This window comes from Faunimonas sp. B44, from assembly GCF_052655945.1.
On the sequence record NZ_JBQYEX010000002.1, the window covers coordinates 414,741 to 431,292 of the forward strand.

Here is a 16,552-nt window from a genome sequence, read left to right on the forward strand (position 1 = left end):
GCTTGGCGCCCGCTGCCTCGGGGGCGGGCAGATGCCTATCTCTGCGCCATCATCGTCAAAGAAGAAGTGGAGGCGCGTGATGGCGCGCAAGATCAATTCGGTCGTCGACCGGTTCCGGCGCTGGAGGCGCTACCGCTCGACCGTGCGGCAGCTCGCGGCGCTCTCGAACCACGAGCTGAGCGACCTCGGCATCAGCCGCGGGCAGATCGAGAGCGTGGCGCGGCAGGCGGTCCGGCTCTGACCGGCGCCGTCGCCCGATCAGGACGGAACAGAAACGCCCGGCGGGTCGCTCCGCCGGGCTTTCTTCTCGCGGTGGCACGGGCGCGCGGCGCCCGCTGCAGCGAGCCTCACTTGGGCAGGTCGCCCTCCACGCCCTCGACATAGTAGTTCATGCCGAGGAGTTCGGAGTCCGGCATGGTCTGGCCCTCGGCAACCGCCTCGGAGCCGTCCTGCTTCCTGATCGGGCCGGTGAACGGGTGGAGCTCGCCCAAGCGGATCTTCTCCTCGGTCTCCTCGGCCATCTGCTTCACGTCGTCCGGCATGTTGGTGTAGGGCGCCATCTCGACCATGCCCTCCGGAATGCCGTACCAGACGTCATGGGATTCCCATGCCCCGTCGAGCATCGCCTTCACGCGCTCCACGTAATAGGGGTTCCAGTTGTCGACGATGGCGGTCAGCTGCGCCTTCGGGGCGAACTCGATCATGTCCGAGGCCTGCCCGAAGGCATAGGCGCCGCGCTCCTGCGCGATCTGGAGTGCAGCGGGCGAATCCGTGTGCTGCGCGAGGATGTCGACGCCCTGGTCGAGCAGGACCTTCGCCGCGTCCGCCTCCTTGCCCGGATCGTGCCAGGTGTTCGCCCAGACCACCTTCACCGTGAAGTCCGGGTTGATGGTGCGCGCGCCGATCACGAAGGCGTTGATCCCCATCACCACTTCCGGGATCGGGAAGGAGGCGATGTAGCCGGCCGTGCCGGACTTCGACATCTTCGCCGCGATCTGGCCGAGGATGTAGCGGCCCTCGTAGAAGCGGGCATTGTAGGTCGCGACGTTCGCCGCCTGCTTGAAGCCCGTCGCGTGCTCGAACTTCACGTCCTTGAAGCGCTGCGCCACCTTGAGCGTCGGATTCATGAACCCGAAGGAGGTGGTGAAGATCAGCTTGTTGCCGGCGCGTGCGAGCTGCTCGATCACGCGCTCCGCGTCCGGGCCCTCCGAGACGTTCTCCACATAGGTGGTCTCGACCTGGCCCGGGAAGGCTTCCTCCACCGCCTGCCGGCCGATCTCGTGGCGCTGCGACCAGCCGCCGTCATTGCGCGGGCCCACATAGATGAACCCGACCTTCAGCTTCTCCTGCGCGCCGGCGCTTCCCGCCGCGACCGCCAGCGCCGCCGCGGCGACCGCCAGCCTGATCCAGTTTCTCATGTCCCTCCTCCAAGGAGCTCGCACGGCCAATTCCCGCCAGACCGTCGGCCGAACCGGCCTGGCGCCTCCCGTCTACCGCGCCGGCACGAACGGCCTGCCGAGGCAAGCCGGGGTGTTCGCGCGCAGCACCATCTTGTTCCTGGATATGACGACGAGAACGGCGATCGTCGCAAGATAGGGAAGCATTGAAATAAATTGCGAGCTGATCCGGATGCCGAATCCTTGCGCGTGGAAGCCCAGGATCGCGACCGCGCCGAAGAGGTAGGCGCCGACGGCGAGGCGCCACGGCAGCCAGCTTGCGAAGACAACGAGCGCCAGCGCGATCCAGCCGCGGCCGGCGGTCATGTTCTCGGTCCACAGCGGGGTGTAGGCGAGCGACAGGTAGCCGCCGCCGAGCCCCGCACAGAACCCGCCGAAGAGCACGGCCGTCCAGCGCGTGGCATAGACCGAGATGCCGAGATTGTGCGCCGAATCGTGGCTGTCGCCGACGGCGCGGAGCATGAGCCCCGCACGCGTGCGGAACAGGAACCAGGAGACCGCGCCGACGAGCAGGAAGGACAGGTAGACCAGCGCGTCCTGCCCGAACAGGACGGGGCCGACGAAGGGCAGGTCGCGGAGGCCGGGTATGGCGAGGCTCGGAAGCTTGACGCCCGGCTTGCCGATGAAGCTCTCCCCAAGCATTGCCGAGGCGCCGAGCCCGAGCAGCGTCAGCGCAAGGCCGGTCGCGACCTGGTTGGCGGCGAGATTGATCACGAGGAAGGCGAACGGCACGGCGAGGAGCAATCCTGCGAGGCCTGCCGCGAGAATGCCCGCGGAGGGCGAGCCGGTCATGGCGGCGCCCGCGAATCCGGCGACTGCCCCCACCGCCATCATGCCTTCCAGGCCGAGGTTCAGGACCCCCGCCCGCTCGGCCACGAGCTCGCCGATGCCGGCGAGGAGGAGCGGCGTCGCCGCCGTGATGACCGTCAGGACGATCGCGGTGAGGATGGCGATGTCAGCCATGCGCGGCCTCCCCGGCCACGGGCTTGGCCGAGCGCCACTCGAGCCGGATGCGGTAGGCGATGAGGGTGTCGCAGGCCAGCAGCACGACGAGGAGCAGCCCCTGGAACAGGCGGGTGACGTTGGCCGACAAGCCGAGCGTGACCTGCGCCCCTTCGCCGCCGAGATAGGTGAGCGCGAGCAGCAAGGCGGCCGCGAGAATGCCGAGCGGGTTGAGGCGGCCAAGGAAAGCCACGATGATCGCGGCGAAACCGTAGCCGGGCGAGATGGTGGGGCGGAGCTGGCCGATCGTGCCGGCGACCTCCAGGATGCCGGCGAGCCCCGCCAGGGCACCGGAGAGCGCGAAGACCGACAGCGTCACGGCACTCCGGCGGAAGCCGGCAAAGCGTGCGGCCCGCGGAGCCTCGCCCGCAACCTTGATGGCGAAGCCGGAAACCGAGCTCCCGAGGCGGACGTACACGATCAGCGCGACGAGCGGCGCGAACAGGACGCCCCAATGCAGTCGGCCGCTTTCGGAGACGAGCGGCACCGTCGCGGCCGGGCCGAACAGCGCCGATTCGGGAAAATTGAAGCTGCCGGGATCGCGCCAGGGGCCACGGACGAGCCAGTCGAGCAGGAGCAGCGCGACGTAGCTCAGCATCAGGCTGGTCAGGATCTCGCTTGCGCCGAAGCGGTTCTTGAGGATGGCGGGAACGGCACCATAGAGCGCGCCTCCGACCATGCCGCACAGAAGCATCAGCGGCAGGACCAGCGGCCCTTCCCATTCCGGCAGCAGGATCGGCAGGGCCGCGCCGAAGATCGCGCCGACCGTGAACTGGCCCTCCGCCCCGATGTTCCATACGTTCGCGCGGAAGCAGAGGGCGAGGCCGACGGCGATCAGCGCGAGCGGCGCCGCCTTGATGACCAGTTCCTCGAGCGACCACCATTCGGTCAGCGGCGCGACGAAATAGACGTAGAGGCCGCGGACGGGATCGACGCCGAGGAGCGCGAACAGGATCGCGCCGATCGCGAGCGTGAGCAGAGTTGCGATGGCCGGCGACAGGAGCGCCATGCGGAAGGAGGGCTCCGCCCGCGGGACGAGGCTAAGGCGCATGTGCGGCGGCCGCCTCCCCGTTCGGGCCGAGCCCGTCATGGCTGTGGTGAATGCCGCCCATCAGCAGGCCGATCTGTTCCGCGGTGAGCGAGCGCGCCGGATGGGCTTCCGACAGCCGTCCCTCGGACATCACCGCGATGCGGTCGGCGATCTCGAAGATCTCGTCGAGATCCTGGCTGATCAAGAGCACCGCCGCACCCGATTCGGCCAACGACACCAGCGCTTTCCGGATCGTCCTTGCGGCGCCGGCATCGACCCCCCAGGTCGGCTGGCTCACGACCAGCAGCGCCGGCGCGCGGTCGATCTCCCGCCCGACCACGAACTTCTGGAGATTGCCGCCCGAAAGCGATCCCGCACGCGGATCCGGGCTGCCGCGGCGGACGTCGAAACGCTCGGCGACCCGGATCTCCACGTCCTGCGCCGCCTTGTGGTCGATGCGCCCGCGGCGCGCCACCGGCTCGCGCGTGGCGTGGCGGGTGAGGACAACATTGTCGGACAGCCGAAACGTCGCGACCGCGCCGTGGCCGAGGCGCTCCTCGGGAACGAAGGCCGCGCCGAGCCGGCGCCGTTCATTCACGCCGCGCCGGCCGACCGACTGTCCATCGATCAGGACGGCGCCGTCGTCTTCCGCCAGCCGTTCGCCGGAGATCGCGTCGAAGAGCTCCTGCTGGCCGTTGCCGGCGACCCCAGCGATGCCCACGACCTCGCCGGACCGGACGGTGAGGTCGATGCCGCGCAGGCTGACGCCGAAGGGGCTGTCGGCAGGCAGCGAGAGGTTCTCGAGCCGCAGCCTCTCGCCGCCCGTCATCCGGGCCTCCGCGCGTTCCACGCCGCCGATCTCGCTGCCGACCATGAGGCGCGCCAGCGTGCGCGCGCTCTCCTGTCTCGGATCCGCTTCGCCCACCACCTTACCGCGCCGGAGGATCGTGGCGCGGGCGGCGATCTCGACCACTTCGGCGAGCCGGTGGGTGATGTAGAGGATCGCGACGCCTTCGTCGGACAGCCGCTTCAGCGTCTCGAACAGGACGCCGCTTTCCTGCGGGGTCAGCACCGAGGTCGGCTCGTCCATGATGATCAGCCGCGGCTCCTGGAGCAGGCAGCGCACGATCTCCACGCGCTGGCGCTCGCCGACGGAGAGATCGGCGATCCGGGCGCCCGGATCGAGCGGCAGGCCGTACTGTCGCGACACGGACCGGATCCGCTCCGGCAGGGTGTGCCGGCTGGTGCCTTTCGGCAGCGCGATCTCGATGTTCTCGCCGACGGTGAGCGCATCGAACAGCGAGAAGTGCTGGAACACCATGCCGATGCCGAGCGCGCGCGCAGCCGCCGGGCTGGCGATGGTGACCGGCTCGCCCCGCCAGCGGATCTCGCCGGCATCGGGCGAGAGCGCGCCGTAGAGCATCTTGACGAGGGTCGACTTGCCCGCCCCGTTCTCGCCGAGAAGGGCGTGGATCTCCCCGGCGGCGATCCCGAAGCCGATCTGGTCGCACGCGGTCAGGGCGCCGAAGCGCTTCGTCAGGCCGACCGTCTGCAGCAATAGCGGCCCGTCGCGTCCGACCGGCACGGCCTCAGCTTCGTCCATCCGATCCCCCAGGCGACCGGCACGTTATGATCGGTCGCCGCCTGGCGCCAGCCCAAATCGAGAGCACGGGGAGCCGCTTCCCTGTTCAGGGGACGAGGACGGAAGCGCCGGTCGTCGCACGGCTTTCGAGCGCGCGGTGCGCCCCTGCGGCATCGGCGAGCCTGAACTCCTGGTTGACCGGAATCGCGACCACGCCGCGCCCGACGAGATCGAACAGCTCGTCCGCCATCTCCTGCATGACGGCGCGGCTGGCAATGTGCGTGAAGATCGTCGGCCGGGTGGCGTAGAGCGACCCCTTCTTCGCGAGAATGTTCATGTCGAAGCCGTCGATCACGCCGGAGGATTGCCCGAACAGCACCCACATGCCGAACGGCTTCAGGCAGTCGAGCGAGCCCGGGAATGTGTCCTTGCCGACCGAATCGTAGACGACGTCGCACTTCTCGCCCCCGGTGATCTCCAGCACGCGCTCGACGAAGCTCTCGGCGCGGTAGTCGATGACGTGGTCGCAGCCGTTCTCGCGCGCCAGCCGCGCCTTGTCCGGCGAGCCGACGGTTCCGATGACGGTCGCCCCGAGCGCCTTGGCCCAGCGGCAGGCGATCAGCCCGACGCCGCCGGCGGCGGCATGGAAGAGGACGGTGTGGCCCGGCTCGACCCGGAAGGTTCGCCGCAACAGGTATTGCGCCGTCAGCCCCTTCAGCATCATGGCCGCGCCGGTGCGGAAATCCACCTCGTCCGGCAGCCTGACCAGGCTTGCCGCCGGGATCAGCCGTTCGGTTGCGTAGGCGCCGAGCGGCCCGGTATAGGCGACGCGGTCCCCGGCCCGGAAATCCGTCACGTCCGGACCGACCGCGAGGACCACCCCGGCCCCCTCGTTGCCCGGAGTGAACGGATAGCCGCCGGGAGGCTGGTAGATCCCGGTGCGGAAATAGCAGTCGATGAAGTTGAGCCCGATCGCCTCGTGCCGGATCCTGACCTCGCCCGGGCCCGGATCGCCGATCTCGCCGATCTCCTCGTAGTTCAGCACGTCCGGCCCGCCGGTCTGCCGTATCAGGATCGCCTTCGCCATCTCTTCTCCCCCAGGCGTGCGCCGGCTCCGGCGCCGCGTCCCGTCCGCACGCGAACGACGGCACCGAGCCTCATGTTTCTCGCGATTCCGTCCGCCGCAGCAACTGCTGGACCCCCGAGACCGAGAGCAGATAAAGGCTCGTCAGCGCCAGGAGCGCCTTCATGCCGGCCTCGAGCGGCGGATCCGTCAAGAGGAACCAGGCCGAGGCGACCAGCCAGCCTGCCAGCACGGCGAGCGTGAGCGGCCGCCAGCGGACGACGCGCACCGGGTGCACGAAGTTGACCGGCAGGAAGGTGAGCGCGGCGAGGGCGAGGATGACCAGCACGACGATCGCCGCCGGCGGCTGCAGCGCGAAGAGGACGAAGGCGGCCATGTTCCACACGGCGGGGAAGCCGCGAAACGAATTGTCCGGCTGCTTCATGCGCGTGTCGGCGAAATAAAGCGCGCCGGTGACGGCGACGATGACGCCGAGCACCGCTCCGAGCAGCGTCGAGAGATTGAGCCCGAGCGCGACGACCAGAGCGGGCACGAAGACATAGGTCGTGTAGTCGATGACGAAATCGAGCGCGGCGCCATCCCATTTCGGCAGCCGCTCGCGCACGCGGAAGCGCCGTGCGATCGGCCCGTCGACGCCATCGACGATGAGCGCGATGCCGAGCCAGACGAAGGTCGCGCGCCAGTTTCCCTGCACGGCAGCGAGGACCGAGAGGAGCGCGAGCGCGGCCCCGGTGGCCGTGAAGAGATGAATGGCGAATAGACGTCTCGGCCCTACCACCGCAGCTCCACCGTCTCAGGCCGCACGCGCCGGCCGACCGAAGCGGCACGCCACCACGACGGCGTCGGCCGCATCGCGGGCCGAGCGCCGGTTCAGGCCGGGTGGAAGCGCCACAGCTCTCTCCTGTCTCGCCCCTCTCATGCCCCGCCGCTCGCGGCCTGCGCAAGTGCCGTCGCGCGGACGCGACCGCACGGCCCGGCGGCGAACCGACGTGCGGCGGACGGCAGATTGCCAGTCGGGCGGATTTGCGCCATCTACCACGCATGGATGAAGGCGACGGAACCCGGTTCGACGTGGCCGTGATCGGCGGCGGGGCAACCGGGTATGCCGCCGCCATCGCGGCCGCGACGGCGGGCCTCAGGACCGTTCTCTTCGCCCCGCCCATCCTCTTCCCGCCTGGACGCACGGCGGCCTTGCTGCAGGGCTCCGCCGTCTTCCTCGCCGGCATCGGCGTGTGGGATCGCGTCGCCGGCCGCGGCGCCCCGATCACGGCGATCCGGCTCGTCGACGCGACGCGGCGCCTGATCCGCGCCCCCGAAGTGACCTTCTACGCCTCGGAGGTTGGGCTGCCGGCCTTCGGCCACAACATCGCCAATGGCGAACTGGTGGCCGGCATGGCGGCCGTCGCGGCCCAACTGGACAGGCTCGAGGTTCGTGCCGAGCCGGTTGCGGCGATCCGGCCGGCGGAGCGGGAGGTCGGAATCGTTGCCGAAGGCGGCGAAGTCTCGGCAAAGCTCGTGGTGGGGGCCGACGGCGCCCGTTCGCTCGCGCGGCGTGCCGCCGGCATCGGCACCCGGACCTGGTCCTATCCCCAGGCGGCCCTGGTGGCGACCCTCGCCAGCGAGCTGCCGCACGGCGGAATCTCGACCGAGTTCCACACCGAGCACGGCCCCTTCACGCTGGTGCCGATGCCGGGACGGCGCGTCAGCCTGATCTGGGTGGATCGTCCCGAGCGGGCGGCGATCGCCGCCCGCCTGGAGCCGGCGGCCTTCGCGGAGGAGGTGGAGAGACGCTCGGCCTCGATCTGCGGCGCGCTGAGCCTCGACAGCGAGCCCGCCCTGGTGCCGCTGCGCGGGGCGCTCGCCGACCGGCTCGCGCAGCATCGGGTGATGCTCGTCGGCGAGGCGGCGCACGTCTTCCCGCCGATCGGGGCACAGGGCCTCAATCTCGGCTTCCGGGACGTCGACGCGCTCCGCCGGATCCTCCTCATGCATCGCCGGGACCCGGGCGAGCCGGCGGCCCTTGCCGCCTTCGACCGCGCCCGCCGGCTCGACGTCGCCAGCCGGACGATGATGGTGGACATCCTGAACCGGTCGCTCCTGACCGATTTCCTGCCGGTCCAGGCGATCCGCAGCCTCGGCGTGGCGGCGGCTTCGGGCATCCCGTTCGCGCGCCAGTTCCTCATGCGGCAGGGCCTCGCCGCGCGCCTTCCGGCCGCCGGGTGACCGGTCAGGCGGTGCCGCCTCCCTGCTCTTCGGCGCGGAACGCGGGCGCGATCGGCAGGACGGCCTCCAGGCCGGCCAGGCTGCCGCCCGGGGGACGCCCGGCGACGAGGCCGCGCTCGACGAAATGCGGGTCCCCGAGCGCTGCTTCGAGCGGCTCGAGAACTGTGGCGCAGCAGTTCGCGGCGGCAAGGATCGGCCGCCATTCGCTTGCGGTCCGGCCTCGGACCGCTTCGGCGACCGCGACCCAGACGGCAGCCGGGTCCTCGGCATCGTTGCGCCGGTCCGGGGGCAGGCCGACCGCGTCGCAGAACGCCATCCAGAACGGCTCCTCCAGCGCGCCGACGCAGATCGGCGTGCCGCAACGTGCGGGATAGAGGCCGTAGCGCGGCGAGCCGCCGGTCAGCAGCCCGGCGCCGTTGGCCGGGGCCTGCCCCGTGGCGCCCGCAAAGGCGTGCGCCATCACGGCGAACGTGAACATCGCGTCGCACATCGCGATGTCGAGATGGAGCCCCCTCCCCGTCCGCTGGCGGGCGAGGAGCGCGAGCAGGATGTTGATCACCGCGGGAAAGGTGCCGCCGCCGATGTCCGCGATCTGGGTCGGCGGCAGGACGGGCCGTTCCGCCGTGCCCCAGGACTGCGCGAGGAGGCCGGTGTTCCCGATGTAGTTGACGTCGTGACCGACCTCGCCGGCGCGCGGCCCGGTCTGGCCGTAGCCGGTGATCGAGCAATAGACGATGCGCGGGTTCATGCGCCCGATGACCTCGTAGCCGAGGCCGAGCCGCGCCATCACGCCGGGGCGGAACTGCTCGACGAGAATGTCGGCCTCGCGAGCAAGCGCAAGCGCGCGGTCCCGTCCCTCGTCGGACTTGAGGTCGAGGAAGACCACCTCCTTGCCGCGGTTGAGCATGGCGTGGATCGCCGACCGGCCGTCGAGGAAGGGCGGGAAGCGCCGCATGTCTTCGCCGCCCGGCCGCTCGACCTTCACCACCCGCGCGCCGGCCTCCGCGAGCATGAGGGCCGCGAGCGGGCCCGGCAGGAGGGTCGAGAAATCGAGGACGGTGAGGCCGGAGAGCGGCTGTGCCATGCGCCACGCTAGCGGGCGAAGAGGCCGAACGGCAACAGATCGTGCGTGATGAGGTAGAGCACGCCGGTGACGGTGAAGACGGAGGCGGCCGTCCCGATCATGATGGCGGAGGAGCTGCGGAACACATAGGTGTCGTACTGCACCGCGATCACGTAGATCGTCGCGGCCGGCGGCAGCGACGCCATCAGCACGGCGGTCTCGATCCAGATCCGCTCGAAGCCGCCGATCCAGCCGAGCAGCACGAACACGATCATCGGATGGACGAGGAGTTTCACCGCAACGAGGGCCGGCAGCTCCGCGCCCATGCGCTTGAGCGGCCTCAGCGCGACGGTCACCCCGAGCGCGAAGAGCGCGCAGGGGGCGGCGGCATTCGACAGGAATTCGAGCAGCCGTTCGACGGGTGCGGGCAGGTTCGCCTCGAGCGCGGCGAGAAGGACCCCGATCAGCGTCGAGACGATGAACGGGTGAAGCAGCACGCGCCTGGGAATCTCCACGAGGACGAGGCGGCCGAGCGAGCCGGAGCCGTGGCCGCCGAGCGCCATCATCAGCGGCGCGAGGGTGAAGACGAGCGCCACGTCGAAGCAGAAGACCAGCGCCGCCGGAACGGCGGCGGCCGGCCCGATCGCGACGAGCGCGAGCGGCGGCCCCATGTAGCCGACGTTCCCGTAGCCGCCGACCAGGCCCTGCAGCGTCGCTTCCGGGATGTTGCCGCGGTTGCGGATCGCGGCGAAGGCGAAGGCGATGGCGAAGGCGGTATAGGTGGCGAGCGTCGTGGCGAACACGAAGGACCAGTTGGCGAGCTGGTCGATCGGCGTCTGCGAGACGAGCCGGATGAAGAGCGCCGGCAGCGCGAAATAGATGACGAAGACGTTGAGCCAGGCGAGTTCGCTCTCGCTCTTGCGCCAGATCCGGCCTGCCAGGAAGCCGATGAAGATCAGGCCGAAGAAGGGCAGCGCTAGTCCCGCGACCTCGGTCATGACGGCCCGATCGGAATGAGGGCTGGTCCCGGCCCTGGTTGCAAGTGGCGACCGCCTCCCTTAACTGCGGCGGCGTCCGGGCTGGGGCTAATCGGAATGGAATGGCAGGTCAATGAAGGGGATGCGGTGATCCGATGGCGATGAGGGCGACCCGCCCGCGCCGGTCGGGGCCGATGCTTCGGGCGCAGCAGATGCTCGAATATGCGGCGTTGAGGACGGTGGCCGGTCTCATGCGCGCCCTGCCCGTGGACACCGCCTCCGCATTGATGGGATGGGTCTGGGAAAAGGCCGCCCCGCTGACGCGCCGCCATGCCCGCGTGATGGAGAATCTCGCGATCGCCTTCCCGGACGCCGGCCCGGAGGCGCGTCTGCGGATCGCGCGGGCGCAGTGGAACAATCTCGGCCGCACCTTCGCCGAGACCTTCCAGATCGACCGGATCGCCGCCGATCCCAGCCGCATCGTGTCGGTCTACCCCGCCGCTATCCATGAGCGGCTGCGCGCCTGCGAGACCGGTGCCATCTTCGTGTCCATGCATGCGGCGAACTGGGAGGTGGCCGCCCTGCCGGTCCGGGCCTATTTCCCCGTGGCGGGGCTTTACCAGCGGCTCTCTAACCCGCTGTCGGATCGGTACGTGACCGGGATGCGCGGCGAGGTCTTCAACGGCGGGCTCTTCTCGAAGGGGCATCGCACGGCGGCCCAGGTGATGCGCTGGGTGCGGGAGGGAAAGGCGATCGGCATCCTCGTCGATCACCGCGAGGCCCGCGGCGTCCCCGTGACCTTCTTCGGCCGCGAGACGACCGCGAATCCGTTTCCCGCGATGGTGGCGCGCCGTTTGCACGTGCCGCTCTATGCGGCGCGCGCCATGCGCGACGGTGGCGCGCGGTTCCGGGTTGACGGGGTGGAGATCCCGGTCCCGGTGACCGGCGATCCGGCCGCCGACGTGCAGGTGGCGACGCAGGCGATCCAGAGCCAGTTCGAGGCCTGGATCAGGGAACGGCCGGAGGAATGGATGTGGGTCCACGATCGCTGGCGCGACAGCGGAAGGCGGCGCATCGAGACGCCGGCGCCGTCCGCGGTCGAGAGCGCCGCACGAGGCTCGGGGTGACGATGAAGGTCATAGAAGCCAAGTACCGGGTCGGACAGATCGTCCGCCACAGGCACTTTCCCTTCCGCGGCGTGATCTTCGACGTCGATCCCGCGTTCGACAACACGGAGGAATGGTACCAGGCGATCCCGGAGGAGATCCGGCCGTCCAAGGACCAGCCGTTCTACCACCTGCTCGCGGAGAACGCGGAATCCGAATACATCGCCTACGTTTCGGAGCAGAACCTCATGCCGGACGAGAGCGGCGATCCGGTCCGCCACCCCCAGGTGCGCGAGCTCTTCGCCGGCTTCGAGAAGGGCTATTACCGCAGCCGCTGCGCGATGAACTGATCCCGGCGGACTGGACTCGGCGAACTGGGCCCGGCTCGCGCCGGGCCCGGCGGCTAGGCTCTACTGTCCGGCGGCGGGGGCCGGCTGGCGCTGGCGCTCGATGAGCTGCTGCCGCGCCTCTTCGGCCTTCTTCGTCAGCTCGTCCTGCAGCTTCTGCTGCTCCGCCTGCAGCTGCGCCGGATCGACGGCCGGGCCGTCATAGGCCGCGGTGAAGCCGGCGAGGCTGATGTCGAAATTCACCGGCTTCGCCTGCTGGTTCAGCGTGGTGATGACGAGCTGCTTGCCGCGCTTGAGGCTCGCCACGTAGTCGGCGTTCACCTCGTTCTCCGCGAAGCAGAGGTTCGGGAAGCAGATCGTGTAGGTCGCCTTCTGCGTCTTGCCGCCGTCGATCTGGACCTGAAGCCCCGGACGGAGCAGCATGCCGGGCGGGACGGCGGTCACGAGGATCTTCTTGTTCTCGACCTCGCGCAGCGAGATCGCGGCGAGCAGCTGGCCGGTCGCGGCCCGGCGCTCGCGTGTGACCACGCAGACGTTCTGCTTGTTCTCCGGGTTCTGGCTGCAGAGCTTCAGCCAGTCGGGCTGTGCCTGCGCGTCGCCGCCCTGGGCGGCCTGCGCAGGGGCCGGGGCCGGCTGCTGGGCGGCATCCTGCGCAAGCGCGGATGCGGCACCCGCTGCGATGAAGGCCGCCGCAAGGGCGGCCCGCGTTGCGCCGGCGCGCGAAATGGCATGTGTGCGCGTCGAAGACATGAAAATCCCTCTGGCTGGCCCGCTCGGCTCGTGGCGGGCGCGGTCCGAAATCCGCTCCGGGCTCGTCGCTTCCAAATGAGGCGATAGCTGGGCTGGCGGTCCCCTGCCCCTCCATAGCCGTCATTTGCCGATAGTTCCAGTTTCGCGCAGACTCGGACAACACGATCGCAGCCATGCGAATCGCGGAAGGACGAACGGAACGTGGGATTCTCTACTACATGGCGGTGGCGAAGTGCAGTGGCCGCCGCTCTCCTCCTGCTCGCGGGGAGCGGAGGCGGCCAGGCCGAGCCGGCGCACGGCATCGCGATGCATGGCGAGCCGGCGCTGCCGCCCGACTTCCCTCACCTGCCCTATGCCGATCCCGATGCGCCGAAGGGCGGCAGGCTCGGCTTCGCCAATGTCGGCACGTTTGACAGCCTGAACCCGTTCATCGTGCGCGGCACTGCGCCGCGGGGGCTGTGGGACGTGACGTGGGGCAACAACGTCTGGGAGAGCCTGCTCACCCGGAACAAGGACGAGGCCTTCTCGCTCTACGGCCTCCTCGCCGAAACCGTCGAATCACCCGCGGACCGCAGCTGGGTCGAGTTCCGGCTGAACCCGGAGGCGCGCTTTTCCGACGGTGCGCCGGTGACGGTCGAGGACGTGCGCTTCTCGTTCGAGCTGCTTGCGAAGAAGGGGCGGCCGAACTTCCGCTCCTGGGCGGACGCCGTGACGAAGATCGAGAGCGTCGGCGAGCACGGCATCCGCTTCACGCTCGCCGAAGGCTCGAGCCGCGAACTGCCGCTCCTCCTCGGCATGTTCCCGATCTTCCCGAAGCACGCGACCGACCCGGACACCTTCGACCGATCCGGCTTCACCATTCCCGTCGGCTCCGGTCCCTACATGATCGCGGAGGTCAACCCGGGCACGCGCGTGACGCTCCGGCGCAACCCCGACTACTGGGGCAAGGACCTGCCGGTGAAGCGCGGCACCGACAATTTCGACGAGATCCGGGTCGAGTACTTCCGCGACTCCAACTCCTATTTCGAAGCCTTCAAGAAGGGCCTCTTCGACATGGTGGTGGAATCCGACCCGAACCGCTGGGCGATCGGCTACGACTTCCCGGCCGCGCGCGACGGGCGCGTGAAGCTCGACGAGTTCGAAACCGGCGTGCCGAAGGCGATGATCGGCTTCGTCTTCAACACCCGCCGACCGCCCTTCGACGCTCCGAAGGTGCGCGAGGCGCTCACCTATTTTCTCGATTTCGAGTGGATCAACCGCAACCTCTATCACGACCTCTACCAGCGGACGGGGAGCTTCTTCCAGGGCTCCGAACTGTCGGCGCTCGGGCAACCGGCGGATGCGCGCGAGCGGGCATTGCTCGCGGCCTTTCCGGACGCGGTCAGGCCCGAGGTGATGGAGGGCCGCTACGCGCCGCCGGTGAGCGACGGCACCGGCCGGGACCGCGCGAACCTCAAGCGCGGCATGAACCTTCTCACCGAAGCGGGCTACGGCATCCGTGGCGGCAAGCTCGTCGAGGAGAAGACGGGCCAGCCGCTCCGGTTCGAGATGCTGGTGCTCTCGCGCGACCAGGAGCGGCTCGCCCTCGCCTTCCAGCGCACGCTGGGGCTGATCGGCATCGAACTCGGCGTCCGGCAGGTCGACGCCGCGCAGTACTGGGAGCGGCTGAAGTCGTTCGACTTCGACATGATCCAGTGGACCTACGCGGCCTCGCTCTCGCCCGGCAACGAGCAGCGCTTCCGCTGGTCGTCGCAATCGGCGGATTCCGACGGCAGCTTCAACTTCGCCGGGGTCCGCAACCCCGCCGTCGACGCCACGATCGACGCGCTGCTTGCCGCCGTCACCCGCGAGGAGTTCCTCGCCGCCGCCCGCGCGCTCGACCGCGTGCTCATCTCCGGCTTCTACGTGCTGCCGCTCTTCCACCCGCCGGGCGACTGGGTGGCACGATGGACCCGCGTCGTGCCGCCCGAACGGGGCTCGCTCTACGGGCCGGAGCCGACGACCTGGTGGTCCGCGGAGGCCGCGCGATGAGCGGGACCGCGATCGCGCCGCTCGCAATCGACGTCGTCTCCGACGTGATGTGCCCGTGGTGCTACATCGGCAAGCGGCGGCTCGAAAAGGCGCTCGCGCTCGCCGCCCCGCTTGCGGTGGCCGTGCGCTGGCGCCCCTACCAGCTCGACCCGACGCTTCCGCCCGAAGGCAAGGACCGCGGCGCCTACCTCTCCGACAAGTTCGGCGATCCCGGGCGGATCGCGGCCATGCACGAGCGCCTTTCGGAAACCGGCGCCGCGGAAGGCATCGCCTTCGACTTCGCCGCGATCCGCGTCTCGCCCAACACACTCGACGCGCACCGGCTGTCGCGCTGGGCGCTCACGGCCGGCGTGCAGGACGCCGTGATCGAGGCCCTCTTCCGCGCCTATTTCGTCGAAGGGCGGAACGTCGGCGACCAGGAGGTGCTCGTCGCGATCGCCGCCGAGGCCGGAATGGAGCCGGAGGTGGTGGCGCGCCTCCTCGCCGGCGACGCCGACCGGGCGCGCATCGAGGAGGAGGTCGCGCTCGCCCGCCGCGTGGGCGTGACCGGCGTGCCGACCTTCATCCTCGCCGACAGATATGCGGTCGTCGGCGCGCAGGCGGCGGAGACGATCGCCGAGGCGCTCGCGGCCGTCGCGCGCGAGACCGCGGAGAACGGCGACTCCTAGGCGTCGAGCAGGGCTGCGGGCACGTTCAGGCGCTTGTACATGATGGTCGTGGCGTCCAGCCGGTCCGCGGACGGATCGCGGCAATAGCCGGGGATCGTCCCGGCGGTGACGTATCCGAGCGAGGCATAGAGCGGCTCGGCATGGTCGCCGGTGCGCGTGTCGAGCGTGAGGAGGCTGCGCCCCCGTGCCGCCGCTTCGCTCTCCGCCGCCGCCATCAGCGCGCGGGCGATGCCGCGGCGGCGGAAGGCCGGATCGACGAGGAGCTTGGAGATTTCCGCCCGGTGCGGCTGGTTGGGCGGCATGTCGAGCGCGAGCTGCACCGTTCCGACGATTTTCCCGCCCGATTCCGCGGCGAGGAGCACGCGCGTGCCGTCGCGGACGGCCGGCAGCACCTTCCGCTCCCAGAAGGCGCGCGCTTCGGCTTCCGGGAAGGGCATCACGAAATTCACGCTCGCCCCGGCGTGGACGCAGGCATGAAGCAGCTTCGCGAATGCATCGAGCCGGCCCGCGAGTTCGTCGGCTGCGACGATCGCCGGCCGGATCGTCGCCTGGATTTCCTTCCCTGCGCTCATGGCGTCCTCACAGGATGAACAGGAGATAGCGCGCCCCGCTCGCCGCGGGCGTCTCGAAGGCGCTCGGGCCTTCGAGACGGTAGCGCAGGCAGTCGCCCGGGCGGAGGTCGTGGACGGCGGCGCCGAGGCTCAGCGTCAGCGCGCCTTCGAGCAGGACGAGATGGTGCTCGAGCCCCGGCCTCGGCGGATCGTCATAGGCGATGCGCGTGGCGGGCGGCAGCGCGCATTCCAGCACCTCGCCGGCGAGGCTGCGCGCCGGCGGCGAGACGGAGCGCCGGCGGAAGCCGGTTTCGGGATCGGTCCAGAGCGGCTGCTCGTCAGGGGGCACGAGCGGCGGGAAGTCCTCCTCCACCATCAGCATGAGCCGCGACATCGGCAGCCCGTAGGCGGCGCAGAGCCGGCCGAGCACGGCCGCCGTGGCGCTCACCTCGGCATTCTCCAGCCGCGACAGCGTCGCCCGACTGACGCCGGAGCGGCGCGCGAGCTCGTTCAGCGCCCAGCCGCGCCCGGCCCTCAGCGCCTTGAGGCGCGCGGCGATGCGCCGGTCGATCGCTTCGTCGGGGGGAGAGTTTCGTTCCATATCCGGGATGATATCCCGAATATGGATGGAGTCCAGCCCGTGAGCCCCTTCGGGCTACACAGGCGGCGCAATCCGGTCCG

At 70.0% G+C, this 16,552-nt stretch carries 17 protein-coding genes; 6 read left to right on the top strand and 11 right to left on the bottom strand.

The genetic code is table 11. The features are described from left to right. Positions 1-79: 79 nt before the first annotated feature. Entirely contained in the window at positions 80-241 is a 162-nt protein-coding gene (locus ACUN0C_RS05190) for a DUF1127 domain-containing protein (RefSeq protein ID WP_445465254.1), read from the top strand. A 106-nt stretch (positions 242-347) separates the two neighbouring features. On the opposite strand, the gene ACUN0C_RS05195 is transcribed toward ACUN0C_RS05190, so the two are convergent. The 6 genes from ACUN0C_RS05195 to ACUN0C_RS05220 form a co-directional block, all read right to left on the bottom strand. After that, positions 348-1,418, bottom strand: a complete 1,071-nt coding sequence (locus ACUN0C_RS05195; RefSeq protein ID WP_445465255.1) for a BMP family ABC transporter substrate-binding protein — start codon at positions 1,416-1,418, stop codon at positions 348-350. Positions 1,419-1,490: 72 nt separating this feature from the next. After that, positions 1,491-2,420, bottom strand: coding sequence for an ABC transporter permease (locus ACUN0C_RS05200; RefSeq protein WP_445465256.1), 930 nt, complete (start codon positions 2,418-2,420; stop codon positions 1,491-1,493). Beyond that, positions 2,413-3,510, bottom strand: coding sequence for an ABC transporter permease (locus ACUN0C_RS05205; protein ID WP_445465257.1), 1,098 nt, complete (start codon positions 3,508-3,510; stop codon positions 2,413-2,415). The genes ACUN0C_RS05200 and ACUN0C_RS05205 overlap by 8 nt, the downstream gene beginning before the upstream one ends. Beyond that, a complete protein-coding gene (locus ACUN0C_RS05210) occupies positions 3,500-5,092 on the bottom strand; it encodes an ABC transporter ATP-binding protein (RefSeq protein WP_445465258.1) in 1,593 nt (530 codons plus the stop codon). The genes ACUN0C_RS05205 and ACUN0C_RS05210 overlap by 11 nt, the downstream gene beginning before the upstream one ends. Before the next feature lie 85 nt (positions 5,093-5,177). Beyond that, positions 5,178-6,158 carry a quinone oxidoreductase family protein gene (locus ACUN0C_RS05215; protein ID WP_445465259.1) on the bottom strand — a complete coding sequence of 327 codons (981 nt, stop codon included), beginning with the start codon at positions 6,156-6,158 and terminating at the stop codon, positions 5,178-5,180. A 70-nt stretch (positions 6,159-6,228) separates the two neighbouring features. Further along, the gene (locus tag ACUN0C_RS05220; protein ID WP_445465260.1) at positions 6,229-6,933 is read right to left on the bottom strand and encodes a CDP-alcohol phosphatidyltransferase family protein; all 705 of its coding nucleotides are present in this window, start codon (positions 6,931-6,933) and stop codon (positions 6,229-6,231) included. Between the two features lie 263 nt (positions 6,934-7,196). Here ACUN0C_RS05220 and ACUN0C_RS05225 point away from each other — a divergent pair, with 263 nt between their 5' ends. Then, positions 7,197-8,378 (top strand): FAD-dependent monooxygenase, encoded by a 1,182-nt coding sequence (locus ACUN0C_RS05225; protein ID WP_445465261.1) that lies wholly within the window; start codon positions 7,197-7,199, stop codon positions 8,376-8,378. 4 nt (positions 8,379-8,382) lie between these two features. Here ACUN0C_RS05225 and ACUN0C_RS05230 read toward each other — a convergent pair whose 3' ends face one another. Together ACUN0C_RS05230 and ACUN0C_RS05235 are read right to left on the bottom strand one after the other, a co-directional pair. After that, the gene (locus ACUN0C_RS05230; protein ID WP_445465262.1) at positions 8,383-9,462 is read right to left on the bottom strand and encodes a CaiB/BaiF CoA transferase family protein; all 1,080 of its coding nucleotides are present in this window, start codon (positions 9,460-9,462) and stop codon (positions 8,383-8,385) included. Positions 9,463-9,470: 8 nt separating this feature from the next. Next, on the bottom strand, positions 9,471-10,439 hold the full coding sequence (locus ACUN0C_RS05235) for an AEC family transporter (RefSeq protein ID WP_445465263.1): 969 nt from the start codon (positions 10,437-10,439) through the stop codon (positions 9,471-9,473). Positions 10,440-10,579: 140 nt separating this feature from the next. Between ACUN0C_RS05235 and ACUN0C_RS05240 the strand changes: the two genes are divergently transcribed. Then, positions 10,580-11,545 carry an LpxL/LpxP family acyltransferase gene (locus ACUN0C_RS05240; protein WP_445465264.1) on the top strand — a complete coding sequence of 322 codons (966 nt, stop codon included), beginning with the start codon at positions 10,580-10,582 and terminating at the stop codon, positions 11,543-11,545. A 2-nt stretch (positions 11,546-11,547) separates the two neighbouring features. Continuing rightward, positions 11,548-11,874 (top strand): heat shock protein HspQ, encoded by a 327-nt coding sequence (gene hspQ / locus ACUN0C_RS05245; RefSeq protein ID WP_445465265.1) that lies wholly within the window; start codon positions 11,548-11,550, stop codon positions 11,872-11,874. 60 nt (positions 11,875-11,934) lie between these two features. Here the strand turns inward: hspQ and ACUN0C_RS05250 are convergent, their stop codons facing one another. Further along, a complete protein-coding gene (locus ACUN0C_RS05250; protein WP_445465266.1) occupies positions 11,935-12,621 on the bottom strand; it encodes an invasion associated locus B family protein in 687 nt (228 codons plus the stop codon). A 237-nt stretch (positions 12,622-12,858) separates the two neighbouring features. Between ACUN0C_RS05250 and ACUN0C_RS05255 the strand changes: the two genes are divergently transcribed. Next, positions 12,859-14,652 carry an extracellular solute-binding protein gene (locus ACUN0C_RS05255; protein WP_445465267.1) on the top strand — a complete coding sequence of 598 codons (1,794 nt, stop codon included), beginning with the start codon at positions 12,859-12,861 and terminating at the stop codon, positions 14,650-14,652. Further along, on the top strand, positions 14,649-15,320 hold the full coding sequence (locus tag ACUN0C_RS05260) for a DsbA family oxidoreductase (protein ID WP_445465268.1): 672 nt from the start codon (positions 14,649-14,651) through the stop codon (positions 15,318-15,320). The genes ACUN0C_RS05255 and ACUN0C_RS05260 overlap by 4 nt, the downstream gene beginning before the upstream one ends. On the opposite strand, the gene ACUN0C_RS05265 is transcribed toward ACUN0C_RS05260, so the two are convergent. Next, a complete protein-coding gene (locus ACUN0C_RS05265; protein ID WP_445465269.1) occupies positions 15,317-15,892 on the bottom strand; it encodes a GNAT family N-acetyltransferase in 576 nt (191 codons plus the stop codon). The two genes, ACUN0C_RS05260 and ACUN0C_RS05265, sit on opposite strands and share 4 nt — an antisense overlap. A 7-nt stretch (positions 15,893-15,899) precedes the next feature. Further along, positions 15,900-16,472: a helix-turn-helix domain-containing protein gene (locus ACUN0C_RS05270; RefSeq protein ID WP_445465270.1), complete on the bottom strand. Its 573-nt coding sequence runs from the start codon at positions 16,470-16,472 to the stop codon at positions 15,900-15,902. Between the last annotated feature and the right edge of the window lie 80 nt (positions 16,473-16,552).